Genomic DNA, 14,586 nt, shown 5'->3' with positions numbered 1-14,586 from the left:
GTCCGATCAGGTCAGCGCAACCAGGGCGGCCGCATCCGGCGTCGGCGGATCGACAGGGCGACCATGGCCGCGGCGAGCAGCACGACGACGGCCGAGACCACCCCGAGGGCGAAGGGCGGGACGCCGCTGTCCTGGGCTCCGGCGGCCTCGTCGTCGGTCTCCGACGTGGGAGTGGCCGCGGGCGAGCGGTCGTCCCCGTCGGAGTCGCCGCCGGCGGTGCGGCCGGGGTCGGTGCCGTTGGTGGTGCCCGCGACGGGACCGAGGTCGTAGTCGCTGTCGAGGAGGTCGGTGCGGAAGGCCCGGGCGATGGCGGGGTTGGCGGTGAGGCCCCACTCGACCACGTTGCCGATCTCGGGCTCGTCGCGCTCCTGCTCCAGCCAGAGCACCCCGCCGAGTCGCGGTCGCTCCTCGGTCGCGGCGAGCACCTGGCGCCACCACGGCCGCTGGATGGCCAAGGCGTCGGGGCCGTCGGCGCGGGGGTTCCACAGCGCCGAGGTGGTCAGCAGGAAGGGCTGGTTGGGGGTCCCGGCGAAGCGGACGTAGAAGGTCTTGCGCCCCAGGTCGTCGCCGTAGCCGAAGCGCTCCTTGAAGCGCTCCTCGAGCTCGTCGGGCGCCGGCACCGTGTTGGCGCCGAACTGCTGGGTCACGCCGTAGCGCAGCATCGTCAGGCCCACCCAGTCCACGACGTCGTCGCCGGGGTAGTAGGGGCCGTAGGGGTCGTCGGCCTCGGTGACCCGCCCGTCGCCGTCGGTGTCGAGCACCCGACGCGCCGCGGGACTGATCGCCGGGGCGTCGGCCGAGGTCGTCGTGGAGTTGACCGCGCGGTCGAAGGGGTAGCCGGCGCCGTAGGCCGGCGCCCACACCATGGCGGCCTCGTCGGTGGCCGCGTGGACCCCGTCGGCCACGGTGGTGAAGGCGCGCACGTAGTCGCGCGGCTGCTGGCCCCACGCGGTCCAGGAGCCGTTCATCTCGGGCGCGAAGCGCACCAGGAACGTGCTGCCGTCGGCCTCGGCCAGGTCGGCGAGGAGGCTTCCGAGGCGCTCGGCGTCCTGGGCGTCGGGCTCGGTGAGGGAGGTCGGCTGGAGCGTCACCACCGCGACGGCGCCCTCGTCGGCGGCCTGGTCGGACAGGTCGGAGACGGCCTCGTCGGCGCTGTCGTTGAGGGGGTAGACGAACGAGCGCCCGAAGAGCGACACGTCGGTGCCCAGCCGGTCGACGTAGGCCTCGGCGGTGTCGGTGCGCCAGTCGAGGTCGGGTCCGAACCAGGGCGCACGCGGCTCCGGCTCGGTGGCGGCGTGGGCGGGCACGACCGACGTCGCGAGCAGGCCGCCGGCCAGGACGGCCGCGGCGCCCGCCGCGAGACGTCCCGCGAGCCCGGTCACGACAGGTCGCATCGCATGCTCCAGTGGTTGCGACCGTCGGCGCTGTGGAACGACAGGTCCGTCAGCGAGGCCAGCGCGAGCGCCAGCCCACGACCCGACTCGGCGTCCTCGTCGGGCATCGTGACGCGGCTGAGGTCGATCGCCGCGGGCTCGCCGTTGTCGGCGAGGTCGATGAGCACCTCGGCGTCGGTCACGCCGAGGGTGATCGTGAAGCGCCGGCCGTCGCCGCGCTCGTCGGCGGCGGGGCGCCCCGCGTCGACCTCGAAGGCGTGCTCGATGACGTTGGCGAGGATCTCGATCACCGCCATCTCCACCCGCATCCGCTCGGCGACCGGCACCTCCTCGTGCTGCTGCCACAGGTGCTCGAGCAGCACGTGCACGAGGTCGAGCATCTCCTCGCTCGCCGGCGCCGAGAGCTCCAGCCGGTCGGGGAGGGCCTGCAGCGTCGAGGACTCAGTCATCGAAGGCCCCGTCGACGGTGTCGCGCGGACGCAGGATCTTGGTCAGGTTGGTCAGGTCGAGCACCGTCAGGACGGCCTCGGTGGGGCGCGCGATGCGCAGGTCGCCACCCTGCTGGCGGGTCGACTTGACCCCGCCGATCAGCGCGCCGAGGCCGGAGGAGTCGATGAAGCTGGTGTCGGCGAGGTCGACCACGATGCGGTGCGTGCCGCCGGCGACCAGGTCGGCCAGCACGCTCTTGAGCTGACGGGCCGCCACCATGTTGAGGCGTCCCTCGGGGCGGACGACACCGATCCCGCTGGCGGTGGTGTCGACGTGGAACTCGGTCATGCTGCTCCCTCTGCGTGGCTCTGACCGGAGGCCCGGTCAGGCGTGTGGCTGGTCGTGGGCGTGCTGCTGGTCGTGGGGTCGGCAGCGGTGGCGGGGCTGGAGCTGCTGCCGGGGGTGCTGCCGGGGGTGCTGCCGGTGGTGCCGGCGGTGGTGCTGGGGCCGCCGGTCGGGCCGGCGGGCGTCGGCGGCGCGTCGACGGGCTCGAAGCCGCGGTAGCGCGCGGCCTTGATGATGACGGAGAAGATCGCGAGGTCGAAGGCGACCCACAGCAGGTTGAGCACCGTGCCGACACCGCCGGCCTGGCCCGCGGCGAGCCGCGCGACGCCGACGACGCTGGCCACGACGAGCGCGCCCATCGCGATCAGCTGCGGCCGCACCAGGTGCCAGGCGGGCCCGGTCGGGCTGCGCTTCTCCTTGGGGGTGACGGCGAAGTCGAGCGAGCGGCCCATCACCACGTTGCCGAAGGCGGAGGTGAAGGCGCGGATCCAGGTCGGGAAGAGGGCGAGCGAGTACTGCTGCCCGCGCCAGGTCTTGCGGCCGTTGGCGACGACGAGGAACAGCAGCTGGTTGACGACCAGGAACGGCACGAGGCGGATGAAGAAGTCCGAGCTCAGCGCCTGCACCGGCAGCACGCCGAAGACGAGGTAGATCACCGGGGCAGCCAGGTAGATGATCGCGGCGAAGCCCGACAGGTAGCTCCACATGGTGGAGAAGTACATGAGCCGCTGGCCCCACGTCAGGCGCCGCTGGCTGAGCGGGTTCTCCCGCATCATCACCTGCATGGTGCCCTGGGCCCAGCGCAGCCGCTGGGTCAGCATCGTCTCGAGGTCCTCCGGGGCGAGGCCGAAGGCGAGGTTCTCGTCGTGGTAGGCCGACTTCCAGCCCAGGCCGTGCATCCGCATGCAGGTGGCCATGTCCTCGGTGACCGAGATCGTCGCCATGGGCATCACTGCCTGCGCCTCGCCGTGACGGTCCACGTTGACGGAGTCGACGAGGGCCTGCACCGAGTCGATCGCGCCCAGCGGGGACCAGTCGCGGTGCGACATGCGCTCGAGCACGCTCTGCGGGTCCACGAGGCTGCCGTCGCCCTCGCCGGACTGCTCCTCCAGGGCGGCGATGGCCTCGAGGTCTGCGGCCATCACCTCGAGGTCGGAGGCCACGAGCCGACGGCGGACCTCCTCGACCGTGCGCTGGAAGTCGTAGGTGACGTCGAACATCGCCTCGCCGCGCCCCAGCCGCTCCCGGGCGTCCTTGACCGCCTGCTCGACCTCGCCGAGGGCGTCGCGCACGAGGGTCTCCTCGCGCGGGGTCTGGCGGCGTGCCTTCTTGATGACCGACTCGCCGTAGTACAGGTTGCGCCACACCTTGAGCGCCATCTCGTCGGCGTAGCGCACGACGCCGATCTGCATGAGGGCGTCGCGGCGCAGCACGGCGTTGGAGCCGCAGAAGAAGGCGGCGTTCCAGCCGTCCTTGCCGGCCTGGATCGGGCCGTAGAACAGCGGCGCCTGGCTGCCGAGCGGGTCGTCGTCGGGCACGTTGACGAAGAACTGGTTGGTCTGGACCAGCCCCATCTTCTCGTCGCGGAAGTAGCCCAGGGTGCGGTCGAGGATCTGCGGCTCCGGCACCTGGTCGGCGTCGAGGATGAGGAGGAACTCGCCCTCGGTCTGCTCGAGGGCGTTGTTGAGGTTGCCCGCCTTGGCGTGCCGGGGCATGTCGACCCAGTCCTGCGAGCGGGTGATCCAGCCGACGCCGGCGGCCTCGGCCGCCGCGCGCATCTCCGGGCGGTTGCCGTCGTCGAGGATCCAGGTCTCGTGGGGGTAGCGGATGTCCAGCGCGGCCCGGGCGGTGGCCATGACGAGGTCGATGGGCTCGTTGTAGGTCGTGATGAGGACGTCGACCGTCAGGCCCTCCTCGGGCAGCGGGGGCTCGCCGCGCTCCTTGAGCCGCCACATGCCGAGCCCGAACAGCAGCGAGTCGACCAGGCTGTAGGTCTCCGCGACGACGAGCGGCACGGCCAGCCACCAGGCGTCCCAGTTCACCGAGAACAGCCACCGCCACACGACGTAGTTCAGGCCGAGGATGGCCGTCACCAGGACGATGGACCGGATCAGCAGCAGCCGGCGGGTCATGGGCTGTCCTCCTGCGAGGGCGAGAAGGGGGCGGGGGAGGGGGCGTAGTAGACGGCGACCGCGGTCACGTCGTCGAGGGGGGTGCGCTCGCGCGCCAGCAGGGCGATCCCGGCGAGCAGCGAGTTGACGTCGTCGTGGGCGGCGACGAGGGCGCCGATCGGCTCCCACCAGCGCACCTGCTCGTCGACGAGGTCGAGCAGGCCGTCGCTGAACATCAGCACGCGGTCGCCGGGCTCGAGCTGCACGTCGAGCTCGCCCCAGTGGTCGTCGGGCAGGACGCCGATCGGGGCGTCGGAGCCGCCGAGGCGGACGACCTCGCCGTCGGGCCGCACCACCAGGCACAGCCCGCTGCCGGCGTCGACGTAGCGCAGGTAGCCGTCGTCGAGGTCGATGGCGGCCTCGAAGAGCGTCACGAAGGACTCCGTGCGCTCGAGGTCGGCCATCAGGCTGCGCGCGACCTGGGTGACGGTGACGCCGAGGTCGACGCCCGCGACGACGGCGGAGTGGGTGCCGCGCAGGGCGGAGCGGACCCCGGCCCCCACCAGCGCGGCTCCCGTGCCCTTGCCCATGACGTCGCCCAGACCGAGGTGGGCCACGCCCTGGGCGATGCCGTAGTCGTAGAAGTCGCCGCCGACGGCCAGGGAGGGCAGGCACATCCCGTTGATGGTCCAGGAGTCGGAGCTGAGGGCGCGCGCGGGCAGCATCGAGGACTGCACCCAGGTCGCCTGGGTCATCTCGGTGGAGGCCACGAGCTCCTGCTGGGCCCAGGCGGCCATGTCGTCGAAGGCGGTCAGCCGCTCCGCGTCGAGGCGGCGCGGGCGGGTGTCGTAGATGGCGAACGTGCCCACGACGTTGCCGGCCGGGTCGAGGATCGGCTGGGCGGCGTAGAACCGGATCCCGAGGTCGGTGACCGCCGGGAGGTGGGCGAAGCGCTCGTCGAGGGAGGCGTCCTCGACGATCAGCAGCGCGCCGCCGGCGTGGGTCTCGTCGCACAGGCAGTCGACGCGGGGCAGCTCGCGGCTGGGCAGGCCGTACATGCCGGGGAAGAGGGCACGGTCGCCGTCGAGCACGGTGACGCTGGACATCGGCACGTCGAAGACCAGGTGGGCCAGTCGGGCGATGCGGTCGAAGCGCTCCTCGGGGCGGTCGAGCTGGAGCCCGAGCGACTCCACGGCCCGCTGCCGACGGTCCTCCTGGGCCGCGTCGAGCGCGTGCGGCATCGCGGTGGTGCTCCCCATGTGTGTCGAACCCTTTCAGGGCTGTGTCCCGAATGCGCCAACTCTGTCACGTCACAGGCGCCTCGCGTGTCACAACCTAGGAAGTCGTCGGCCGCTCCCGCATCCCCCGTTCGGCCACCGGGCCGCCCCTCGCGCCGCGGGCGCCGACCCGGTGCACGGGTGCGGCGACGCGGCTCCGGGCGACGCGATAGCGTGGCACCGACGTCGAGTCGAGGGGGTCGAGCGTGTCGAAGGGTCAGCGCGTCGTGGTCGTCGAGGACGACCCCGACATCAGCGCCACGCTGGTGATGGTGCTCGAGCGCACCGGGCTCGAGGTCCACGCCACCGACCGCGGCGAGCGGGCCGTGGAGCTGGTGCGCGAGCTGTCGCCCGACCTGGTGACCCTCGACCTCACCCTGCCCGACATGGACGGCACCGAGGTGTGTCGCCGGCTGCGGGAGTTCAGCGACGCCTTCATCATGATGATCACCGGTCGCAGCGACGAGATCGACCGGCTCATCGGGCTCGAGGTCGGCGCCGACGACTACATGGCCAAGCCCTTCTCGGCCCAGGAGGTCCGGGCCCGGGTGGCGGCGCTCCTGCGTCGGGCGCGCTCGGCGGTCGAGGCGCCCCCGCTCAGCATGGACGCCGGCGGCGGCCTGACCCTGCTGCCCAGCGCCCACACCGCCACCCTCGACGGCGCCCCCCTGCCCTTCACCCCGGCGGAGGTCGACCTGATGGCGGCGTTCGCGAGCCGGCCGGGGGAGACCTGGACGCGTGGTGAGCTCGTGCGCACCGTGTGGCAGGGCGAGTTCATCGAGTCCGACTTCCTCGTCGACGTCCACGTCGGCAACCTGCGGCGCAAGCTGCGCCGCGCCGGCAGCAAGCGCAGCTGGATCCGCACCGTCGACGGCTCGGGCTACGTCTACGACCCGTCCTGACGGGCGCCGCGGTTGACGGTGAGCCCCACCAGGCGCGCCACCACCAGCGCGACGTAGAGCACGCCGGCCAGCATCTCGATCATCACGAACGAGCGCGCGTGGGGCAGCACGGGCACGACGTCGGAGAGGCCGACGCTGGTGAGGGTCGAGAACGACAGGTAGAGCAGCTCGAACCACGCGCGGTCCTGCGCCGGGCCCGTGCCGACGAACGACCCCGGCCACACCACCTGGAGGGCCGCGTAGACGTAGGCGAAGCCCCACGCCACGACCGTGAAGGCCGCGCCGGTGGCGAAGAGCTCGTCGCGGGTCACCCGGTCGTCGTGGAAGAGGTAGCGGATCATGCTGTAGGAGACGTAGAAGTAGAACGGCGCGTGCAGCAGGGCCGAGACGAGCACCACCCAGGCGGTGTCGGGCGTGGCCGCCTCGAGCACCGTGAACACCATCGCCGGGGCGCCCACCACCAGGGCGATCCAGTTCAGCGCCGGGGTGCGGCGCACGGCCCACAGCGCCAGGCCGACGACGGCGATCTGCACCACGCCGATGAGCGCGCGTCCCACGACGCTGCCGTCGAGGAACGGGTAGGCCAGGATCGCCACCAGCTGGGCGCCGAGGAGCACCCCCGACGGCTGGTCGCCGAGCACGGGCCGGAGCCGGTGTCGGTCGTCGGGGTCCACCTCGCCGCCCGGGCCCGGCCGTGTCACTCGCTCCCGGCTCACGGGAGGTGGGCCTGCTTCCGCTCGAGCTTGCGGGTCACCGAGGCGACCGTCTCCTCGCGGGTCAGCAGGACCCGCGCGTAGTTGACGAACGTCGCCGCCATCACGATGGCCGGCCACGGGAAGGCGGGGTCGAAGCCCGGGCCGCCGAGACCGAGCGAGGCCCACACCACCCAGCAGACCAGGGTCGGGCCGAGGAAGCCCAGCAGCGCCTGGCGGCGCTCCGCGTCGTAGGCCGCCACGGCCCGCGCGTGGATCTGGGCCGGGGTGAGTGCGCCGGGGCGCCCGGCGGGGACGCCCGGCCGCGCGACCTCCAGGACGGGCCGCTGCGGCAGGAGGTCGGCGAGGAGCGGGGGCACCTCACCGAGCGTGCGGAGCCCGGAGGCCCTCGCGGAGCGCTCCTCGAGGTCGGCCGGGTCGAGACGCCCGTCGGCATAGGCCTCGGCGAGCACGTCCTGCACGACCGAGCGGTCGCGGTCGGAGGCGCGCAGGGCCGCGTGCTCGGGCAGGCGCGGGTCGTGGGCGAACGACGACCAGACCCCGGGGACATCCACGCGCGTCATCCTAGGCCCGCCCGACCGGGGAGCCGGCCGATCCGCGCGGCCCGGCGCGAGGTCGCTGGCGCGGCACGACGAACGGGAGGACCATCGGACCGTGACCTCGACCGACGGGACCGCCGCGACCCCAGGCGCCGTCGTGACCTGCGACCTGGTCGTCGTCGGGGCCGGCCCGACGGGCCTCTTCGCCACTTACTACGCAGGCTTCCGCGGGCTCCGGGTGGCTCTCGTCGACTCCCTGCCCGAGCTCGGCGGCCAGGTCACCGCGATGTACCCCGAGAAGCTCATCCTCGACGTGGCGGGCTTCCCCGCCGTGCGCGGACGCGACCTGGTGAGCGCCCTGGTCGAGCAGGCGGCCGGCGCCGACGCCGTGCACCTGCTCGGGCGCACGGCCTCGACCCTGGTGCACGGCGAGGACGAGGTGGTGGTCGGGCTCGACGACGGCACGCAGGTGCACGCCGGCGCCGTGCTGGTGACGGCGGGGATCGGGCGCTTCGCCCCGCGCCCCCTCGCGGCGGGTGAGGGCTGGCTGGGGCGCGGGCTGGAGTTCTTCGTGCCGACCAGCGAGCCCTACGCCGGGCGCGACGTGGTGGTCGTCGGCGGCGGTGACAGCGCGCTCGACTGGGTGCTGCACCTGGAGCCCGTGGCCCGGTCGGTCACCCTCGTGCACCGGCGTACGGCGTTCCGCGCCCACGAGCGCACCGTGGCGCAGGTGCGGGCGTCCTCGGCGCGCGTGCTGACCGACGCCGAGGTCGTCGCGCTGCGACCGGTGGCGGGGGAGGCCGGCCGGCCGTTGGCCGAGGTCGACGTCGCGCGGGGCGAGGCCCGGGCCGGGACGCGCGAGGTGCTGACGCTGCCGTGCCAGGCGGTGGTGGCGGCGCTCGGCTTCGTCGCCGACCTCGGTCCGCTCCAGGGCTGGGGACTGGACGTCGAGCGGCGCCACGTGGTGGTCGACGCGGCCATGCGCACGTCGCTGCCGCGTGTCTTCGCCGCCGGCGACGTGGCCGAGCACCCCGGCAAGGTCCGGCTGATCGCCACCGGCTTCGGGGAGGCGGCGACCGCGGTCAACAACGCGGCGGTGGTGATCGACCCGGCCGCCTCGACCTTCCCCGGCCACTCCAGCGCCCTCGGCTGAGGGGCGGCCGCGGGTCCGTCTAGGCTACCGGTGCGTAGCCCGCCGGGCCGCGCGTCGTCGTCGAGAAGGGTCGGGACACGAATGCGGGTGGCCTTGCTGTCCTACCGCTCCAAGCCGCACTGCGGGGGCCAGGGCATCTACGTCCGTCACCTCTCGCGCGAGCTGGTGGCCCTGGGGCACACCGTCGAGGTCTTCTCGGGCCAGCCCTACCCCGAGCTCGACCCGGGCGTGGCGCTGACGAAGGTGCCGAGCCTCGACCTCTACCGCGAGCCCGACCCCTTCCGCGTGCCCCACCTGCGCGAGTTCCGCGACCGTGTCGACGTGGAGGAGTTCGCCACGATGTGCGCCGCGGGCTTCCCCGAGCCCAAGACCTTCAGCACGCGGGTGGCGCGGCTGCTGCGCGAGCGCGCCGACGAGTTCGACATCGCCCACGACAACCAGGTGCTGGGCTACGGCATGCTCGACGTCGAGCAGGTCATGCCGCTCGTCACCACGCTGCACCACCCGATCACCTTCGACCGCCGCATCGACCTCGAGGGCGCCACGCACCCGTGGCGCAAGGTGACGCTGCGCCGCTGGTACGGCTTCCTGCGGATGCAGGGTCGTGTGGCCCGCAGCGCCCGCCGCATCCTCACGCCCTCGGAGACCTCGCGGCGCGACATCGCCACCGACTTCGGCGTCGACCCCGCCCGCATGCAGACCATCCTGCTCGGCGTCGACGACGTCTTCGTGCCGCCGACCGAGCCGCGCGTGCCGGGCCGCATCCTGGCCATGGCCAGCGCCGACGCCCCGATGAAGGGCATCGCCACGCTGCTGGAGGCCTTCGCCAAGCTCCGCACCGAGCGCGACCTCGAGCTGGTGCTCGTGACGCGTCCTCAGCCGGGGGGCCGCACCGAGCAGCTCATCGACCGGCTCGCGATCGGTGACGCGGTCTCCTTCGTCCACGGCGTCTCCGACGAGGAGCTGGTGCGGCTGATGGGCTCCGCCGAGCTCGCGTGCGTGCCCTCGCTCTACGAGGGCTTCTCGCTGCCGACCGCCGAGCTCATGGCGTGCGCGACACCCCTGGTCGTCTCGCGGGCCGGCGCCATCCCCGAGGTCGTGGGACCCGACGGCGAGTGCGCCGACCTGGTGGCCCCCGGCGACGTCGGGGAGCTCGAGGCCGCCCTGGCCGCGCTGCTCGACGACCCCGAGCGCCGCGCGAGGATGGGCGCCGCCGGGCGCCGACGGGTCGAGGAGATGTTCAGCTGGCGGGCGGTCGCGGCCACGGTGGCCGAGGCCTACGACGAGGTCGTCGCCGCCTGGAGGGCCGAGGGGCCCATGCCGTCCACCGGCCGCAAGGGCCGCCGCAGCAGGAGGAACGCACGTGCTGACCGTTGACTTCGACCGCCTGGGCCTGCGCCCCGGCGACCGCGTGCTCGACATGGGCTGCGGCGCCGGGCGCCACGCCTTCGAGATGTACCGCCGCGGCGGCGACGTGGTCGCGTTCGACCAGGACGCCGACGAGCTGGCCGGAGTGCGCGAGCTCTTCGTGGCCATGCACGAGGCCGGCGAGGTGCCCGAGGGCGCCGAGGCCGACGTCAAGGAGGGCGACGCCCTGCAGCTGCCCTTCGCCGACGGGGAGTTCGACCGCGTCGTCGCGGCCGAGGTGCTCGAGCACATCCCGGCCGACATCCAGGCCATCGAGGAGCTCGTGCGCGTGCTGCGGCCCGGCGGCACCCTGGCGGTCTCGGTGCCGCGGTGGTTCCCCGAGATCGTCAACTGGAAGCTCTCCGACGACTACCACAACGTCCCGGGCGGCCACATCCGCATCTACTCCGACAAGGAGCTGATCGGCAAGCTCGCCAACGCCGGGCTGGCCTTCGAGGGCAAGGACTACGCCCACGGCCTGCACTCGCCCTACTGGTGGATCAAGTGCGCCGTGGGCGTGCGCAACGACGACCACCCCCTCGCCAGGGCCTACCACCGGCTGCTGGTGTGGGAGATCATGAAGCAGCCGCGCGCGCTGCGCGTGGCCGGCCGGGTGCTCGACCCGCTCATCGGCAAGAGCATGGTGCTCTACTTCCGCAAGCCGTCGGCGGCGCATGTCTGAGCGGCTGCCGCACGTCGAGGGCGTGCTCAGCCCGGGCCAGGTGGCGCAGACCGCGGCCAGCATCGCGCGGATGCAGGAGCCCGACGGGGCGATCCCGTGGACGACCGGCGAGCACGTCGACGTGTGGAACCACGTGGAGGCCGCGATGGCGCTGCTCGTCGGCGGCGAGGTCGAGGCCGCCGAGGCGGCGTACGACTGGGTGCCGCGCTGGCAGCGCGCCGACGGGTCCTGGCCGATGAAGATCGTCGCCGGGCAGGTCGAGGACGACCGCGGCGAGGTCAACATGAGCGCCTACCTCGCGGTGGGCCTGTGGCACCACTGGCTCGTGCGGCACGACGCGGCGTACGTCGCGACGCTGTGGCCGGCCGTGCGCGCGGGGCTCGACTGGGTGGTGGCCCAGCAGCTGCCCTTCGGCGGGCTCAACTGGACCCCCGACGACCAGGGGGCGCTGCTGGCCGGGTCGTCGAGCGTCTACCAGTCGCTGCGGGCCGGCGTCGCGCTCGCCGAGCTGCTCGACGACCCGCAGCCGGAGTGGGAGCTGGCCGGCGGCCGGCTCGGCCACGCCGTGCGCCACCATCGCGACCTGTTCCTGGACAAGTCCACCTTCTCCATGGACTGGTACTACCCCGTCCTCGGCGGTGCCGTGCGAGGGCCGGCCGCCTCGGCGCTGCTCGCCTCGCGCTGGGACGACTTCGTCGTGCCCGGGCTGGGCATCCGCTGCGTCGACACCAACCCGTGGGTCACGGGCGCCGAGACGTGCGAGCTCGTGCTCGCCCTCGACGCGGTCGGCGACCACGGGGGCGCGCTGCGGCTGCTGGGCGACATGCAGCACCTGCGTCACGAGGACGGCAGCTACTGGACCGGCTGGGTCTTCGGCGACGACGTCCACTGGCCCGGTGAGCAGACCACCTACACCGCCGCCGCCGTGCTGCTGGCCGTCGATGCGCTGGGGGAGACCTACGGTCACGCCACCCCGGGCTCGGGGATCATGCGCGGCACGTCGCTGGCCCCGCACTTCGCGGAGATCGCGCTGGAGTGCGGGTGCCCGTCGCCCGACTCAGCCGACCGGCTCGCCCGCCCGTCCTGAGTCGCGCCGCAGCACCCGCATCGAGCCGACGGTCTCCACCTCGCTGAAGGCACCGCCCGCCAGCGCCCGCTGCACGACGTGCCAGGGCGCCTGGCCGCCGTCGGCGGGGTCGGGGAAGACGTCGTGCACCACCAGGAGCCCGCCGGCCTCGACCCAGGGCGCCCAGCCGCTGTAGTCGTTCTGGGCGTGCTCCTCGGCGTGCCCGCCGTCGATGAAGACCAGCGACAGCGGGGTGCGCCAGTGGCGCGCGACCGTGGTGCTGGCCCCGACCACCGCGACGACGAGGTCCTCGAGCCCGGAGCGCTCCAGGGTGCGCCGGAAGACCGGCAGCGTGTCCATGCGACCGGTCTCGGCGTCGACCAGGCTCGCGTCGTGGTGCTCCCAGCCGGCCTGGTTCTCCTCCGAGCCGCGGTGGTGGTCCACCGTGAAGACCACCGCCTGCGGCCCACCGACCTCCCGGGCCGCGGCGGCGAGGTGGATCGCCGACTTGCCGCAGTAGGTGCCGACCTCGAGCACCGGCCCGTGGGGCAGGCGCTCGAGGGCACGGCGGTGGAGCAGCAGCCCCTCGTCGAGGGGCATGAAGCCCTTCGCCGCCCGGGCGTGGTGCTGCCAGTCGGCTCCGGTCGGGTCCTGCGCAGTGGTGGGCACCGCTGGAGGCTAGCGCCGCGCCGGTGGGGCCGCGGAGCCGGTGGGGCTCACACCGCGGCGAGCATGTCCTCGACGCGGCGGCTGAGGTCGCCGATGCTGAAGGGCTTGGTGACGTAGGCGTCCGCGCCGGCGGCGAGGCCGGCGGCGATGTCGTCGCGCGAGGAGCGGGCCGAGACCATGAGGATCTGCGGCGAGCCCGCCGAGGGCTGCGCCTTGAGCAGCCGGGCCAGCTCCAGGCCGTTCATGCCGGGCATGCTGACGTCCATCACGACCAGGTCGAAGGAGCCGGCGCTGACCTCGACCATGGCGTTCCACGACTCGGGCACGCTCTCGACCTCGTGGCCGTTCATCTCGAGCACCGTCGACAGCAGCTCGCGCACGTCGCTCTCGTCCTCGACCACCAACACCTTGGCCATGCCGGCCCTCCCTCGTCCAGACGTTTCTCGGCGGAAGACCGCCCCCCTGAGACGAGCATGACACCGGTCGCCTGACTCGTCACGTCGAAGTGTCGAGCCACCCGTGAAGAGGTCGTGAAGACGCCTGGTCAGACGGGTGCCCGTCGATCGGTGACGTGTCACGGGTCACGCGGGTCGCGAGTCCTCCTCGCCGGCCGCCACGGCCGGTGCCAGCGCCCTGCGGTGGCGGGCCCAGTGCCAGTGCAGGAAGCGGTCCACCGCACGCACGACGGCCACCGAGCGCACCGAGGGCAGGACGTCGAAGGCGTGCTGGGCGCCCGGCAGCTCGGCGTAGACGACCGAGCGGCGCGAGGTCCGGCGCAGCGCCTCGACGAAGAGCCGCGCCTGGTCGACCTGCACCAGGCTGTCGAGGCGACCGTGCACGACGAAGAAGTCGGGGGCCTCGGGCCCCACCCGCAGCAGCGGCGACCCGGCCTCGAAGGGCTCGGGGTCCTCGCGCCAGCGCCGGCGCAGGATCCGGGGTCCGAGGAAGCGGTCGCGCATCTGCACGGCGCTGCGCAGGCCGGTGGCCCCGGCCAGGTCGTAGACGCCGTAGTGCGGCACCGCGACCTGCACGGAGGTGTCGGCGTCCTCGAAGCCGGGCTGCCAGGCGGGGTCGCCGGGCGTCAGGGCCGCGAGCGCGGCGAGGTGGCCGCCGGCCGAGCCCCCCGTGATCGCGACGTACGACGGGTCGCCGCCGTAGGCCGCGATGTGCTCGTGGACCCACGCCAGCACCTTCTTCACGTCGACGACCTGCGCCGGGAACGGGTGCTGCGGCGCCAGCCGGTAGTTGGGGGCGACGCAGACCCAGCCGCGGGCGGCGAGGTGCTGCATCAGCGGGATGCCCTGGGTGTCCTTGGCGCCCAGCGTCCAGCCGCCGCCGTGGACCTGCACCAGGACGGGAGCGCCGCCCTCGGGCAGGCCGGCGGGGCGCTCGACGGCTGTGTAGACGTCGAGCAGGCCGCGCCGGCCCAGGGTGTCGTCGTAGGCGATGTCGCGCTCCACGTGCACCCCGGGCTCGCGCATGCGGAAGGGGTTGAGCAGCCGCCGCCACGGCACGCGCACGTCGCGGGGGATCTCGGTGTCGATCTCGTCGAGGTAGTCGACGCCGAGGGCGTCGACCAGGGCGCGGTCGGCCACCCCGCGCGCCTGCGCGCTCGTGCGCAGCATCCAGGCCAGGCCGGCGGCGTTGGCGAGGGCCAGCAGCGCGCCGGTGCGGGTCAGCCCGCGCCGACGGGCGTGGCGGGCGGTGTCGGCGGCCGTGGCCGCGAGCAGGTGCGGGGCGAGCTCGCTGGTGCCCCAGCCGGCCAGGAAGACCGGCACGGCCGTCCTGAAGCCCGGCACCGGGCGCAGCGCGTTGGCGACGAGCGCCGCGGTCAGGAGCTGGCGGAGCCGGAAGAGCATGGCCCCGATGTTAACGATCGGTAACCGCCCGCGGGGCGGG

Annotated in this window: 15 protein-coding genes; 5 read left to right on the top strand and 10 right to left on the bottom strand. The window is 73.6% G+C overall.

All coding sequences use genetic code 11. The features are described from left to right. Positions 1-11 precede the first annotated feature (11 nt). The 5 genes from M3673_RS09185 to M3673_RS09165 are packed head-to-tail and all read right to left on the bottom strand — an operon-like array spanning position 12 to position 5,538. On the bottom strand, positions 12-1,394 hold the full coding sequence (locus tag M3673_RS09185; RefSeq protein WP_251533121.1) for a hypothetical protein: 1,383 nt from the start codon (positions 1,392-1,394) through the stop codon (positions 12-14). After that, a complete protein-coding gene (locus M3673_RS09180; protein WP_193660940.1) occupies positions 1,379-1,843 on the bottom strand; it encodes an ATP-binding protein in 465 nt (154 codons plus the stop codon). The genes M3673_RS09185 and M3673_RS09180 overlap by 16 nt, the downstream gene beginning before the upstream one ends. Continuing rightward, positions 1,836-2,171 (bottom strand): STAS domain-containing protein, encoded by a 336-nt coding sequence (locus tag M3673_RS09175; protein ID WP_056864314.1) that lies wholly within the window; start codon positions 2,169-2,171, stop codon positions 1,836-1,838. The genes M3673_RS09180 and M3673_RS09175 overlap by 8 nt, the downstream gene beginning before the upstream one ends. Next, positions 2,168-4,300: a glycosyltransferase gene (locus M3673_RS09170; RefSeq protein WP_251533119.1), complete on the bottom strand. Its 2,133-nt coding sequence runs from the start codon at positions 4,298-4,300 to the stop codon at positions 2,168-2,170. Before M3673_RS09170 ends, M3673_RS09175 begins: the two co-directional genes overlap by 4 nt. Next, on the bottom strand, positions 4,297-5,538 hold the full coding sequence (locus M3673_RS09165) for a PP2C family protein-serine/threonine phosphatase (RefSeq protein WP_251533117.1): 1,242 nt from the start codon (positions 5,536-5,538) through the stop codon (positions 4,297-4,299). Before M3673_RS09165 ends, M3673_RS09170 begins: the two co-directional genes overlap by 4 nt. Before the next feature lie 224 nt (positions 5,539-5,762). Here M3673_RS09165 and M3673_RS19645 point away from each other — a divergent pair, with 224 nt between their 5' ends. Further along, positions 5,763-6,458 (top strand): response regulator transcription factor, encoded by a 696-nt coding sequence (locus tag M3673_RS19645; protein ID WP_056903979.1) that lies wholly within the window; start codon positions 5,763-5,765, stop codon positions 6,456-6,458. Here the strand turns inward: M3673_RS19645 and M3673_RS09155 are convergent. Both M3673_RS09155 and M3673_RS09150 read right to left on the bottom strand, forming a co-directional pair. Continuing rightward, positions 6,443-7,099, bottom strand: coding sequence for a potassium channel family protein (locus tag M3673_RS09155; protein WP_200920049.1), 657 nt, complete (start codon positions 7,097-7,099; stop codon positions 6,443-6,445). The genes M3673_RS19645 and M3673_RS09155 overlap by 16 nt on opposite strands. 71 nt (positions 7,100-7,170) lie before the next feature. Continuing rightward, positions 7,171-7,725 (bottom strand): DUF1707 domain-containing protein, encoded by a 555-nt coding sequence (locus tag M3673_RS09150; protein ID WP_251533116.1) that lies wholly within the window; start codon positions 7,723-7,725, stop codon positions 7,171-7,173. 100 nt (positions 7,726-7,825) lie between these two features. On the opposite strand from M3673_RS09150, the gene M3673_RS09145 reads away from it, so the two are divergent. The 4 genes from M3673_RS09145 (at position 7,826) to M3673_RS09130 (ending at position 12,039) form a co-directional block, all read left to right on the top strand. Next, positions 7,826-8,863, top strand: coding sequence for an NAD(P)/FAD-dependent oxidoreductase (locus tag M3673_RS09145; RefSeq protein ID WP_082500261.1), 1,038 nt, complete (start codon positions 7,826-7,828; stop codon positions 8,861-8,863). A gap of 81 nt (positions 8,864-8,944) precedes the next feature. Further along, positions 8,945-10,240, top strand: coding sequence for a glycosyltransferase family 4 protein (locus tag M3673_RS09140; protein WP_251533114.1), 1,296 nt, complete (start codon positions 8,945-8,947; stop codon positions 10,238-10,240). Continuing rightward, positions 10,227-10,952, top strand: a complete 726-nt coding sequence (locus M3673_RS09135) for a methyltransferase domain-containing protein (RefSeq protein WP_251533112.1) — start codon at positions 10,227-10,229, stop codon at positions 10,950-10,952. Before M3673_RS09140 ends, M3673_RS09135 begins: the two co-directional genes overlap by 14 nt. After that, positions 10,945-12,039, top strand: a complete 1,095-nt coding sequence (locus tag M3673_RS09130) for a prenyltransferase (RefSeq protein WP_251533110.1) — start codon at positions 10,945-10,947, stop codon at positions 12,037-12,039. Before M3673_RS09135 ends, M3673_RS09130 begins: the two co-directional genes overlap by 8 nt. Here M3673_RS09130 and M3673_RS09125 read toward each other — a convergent pair. The 3 genes from M3673_RS09125 to M3673_RS09115 all read right to left on the bottom strand — a co-directional run bounded on the left by M3673_RS09125 (position 12,010) and on the right by M3673_RS09115 (position 14,546). After that, entirely contained in the window at positions 12,010-12,687 is a 678-nt protein-coding gene (locus M3673_RS09125) for a class I SAM-dependent methyltransferase (RefSeq protein ID WP_228943106.1), read from the bottom strand. The genes M3673_RS09130 and M3673_RS09125 overlap by 30 nt on opposite strands. Positions 12,688-12,734: 47 nt before the next feature. Continuing rightward, positions 12,735-13,103, bottom strand: a complete 369-nt coding sequence (locus M3673_RS09120; protein ID WP_056864320.1) for a response regulator — start codon at positions 13,101-13,103, stop codon at positions 12,735-12,737. A gap of 165 nt (positions 13,104-13,268) precedes the next feature. Beyond that, on the bottom strand, positions 13,269-14,546 hold the full coding sequence (locus M3673_RS09115) for an alpha/beta hydrolase (RefSeq protein WP_251533108.1): 1,278 nt from the start codon (positions 14,544-14,546) through the stop codon (positions 13,269-13,271). Positions 14,547-14,586: the final 40 nt, after the last annotated feature.

It is taken from the genome of Nocardioides sp. P86, from assembly GCF_023712465.1.
Lineage (GTDB): Bacteria > Actinomycetota > Actinomycetes > Propionibacteriales > Nocardioidaceae > Nocardioides > Nocardioides kribbensis.
Note: the sequence above shows the minus strand (reverse complement) of the source record. Positions and strands in the feature narration are given on the sequence as shown.

Bases quoted from the DNA above. Each gene is read 5' to 3' on its own strand.
- M3673_RS09175 (WP_056864314.1), bottom strand. From the start codon at position 2,171: ATGACCGAGTTCCACGTCGACACCACCGCCAGCGGGATCGGTGTCGTC.
- M3673_RS09165 (WP_251533117.1), bottom strand. From the start codon at position 5,538: ATGGGGAGCACCACCGCGATGCCGCACGCGCTCGACGCGGCCCAGGAG.
- M3673_RS09130 (WP_251533110.1), top strand. From the start codon at position 10,945: ATGTCTGAGCGGCTGCCGCACGTCGAGGGCGTGCTCAGCCCGGGCCAG.
- M3673_RS09180 (WP_193660940.1), bottom strand. From the start codon at position 1,843: ATGACTGAGTCCTCGACGCTGCAGGCCCTCCCCGACCGGCTGGAGCTC.
- M3673_RS09185 (WP_251533121.1), bottom strand. From the start codon at position 1,394: ATGCGACCTGTCGTGACCGGGCTCGCGGGACGTCTCGCGGCGGGCGCC.
- M3673_RS09170 (WP_251533119.1), bottom strand. From the start codon at position 4,300: ATGACCCGCCGGCTGCTGCTGATCCGGTCCATCGTCCTGGTGACGGCC.
- M3673_RS09140 (WP_251533114.1), top strand. From the start codon at position 8,945: ATGCGGGTGGCCTTGCTGTCCTACCGCTCCAAGCCGCACTGCGGGGGC.
- M3673_RS09120 (WP_056864320.1), bottom strand. From the start codon at position 13,103: ATGGCCAAGGTGTTGGTGGTCGAGGACGAGAGCGACGTGCGCGAGCTG.
- M3673_RS09115 (WP_251533108.1), bottom strand. From the start codon at position 14,546: ATGCTCTTCCGGCTCCGCCAGCTCCTGACCGCGGCGCTCGTCGCCAAC.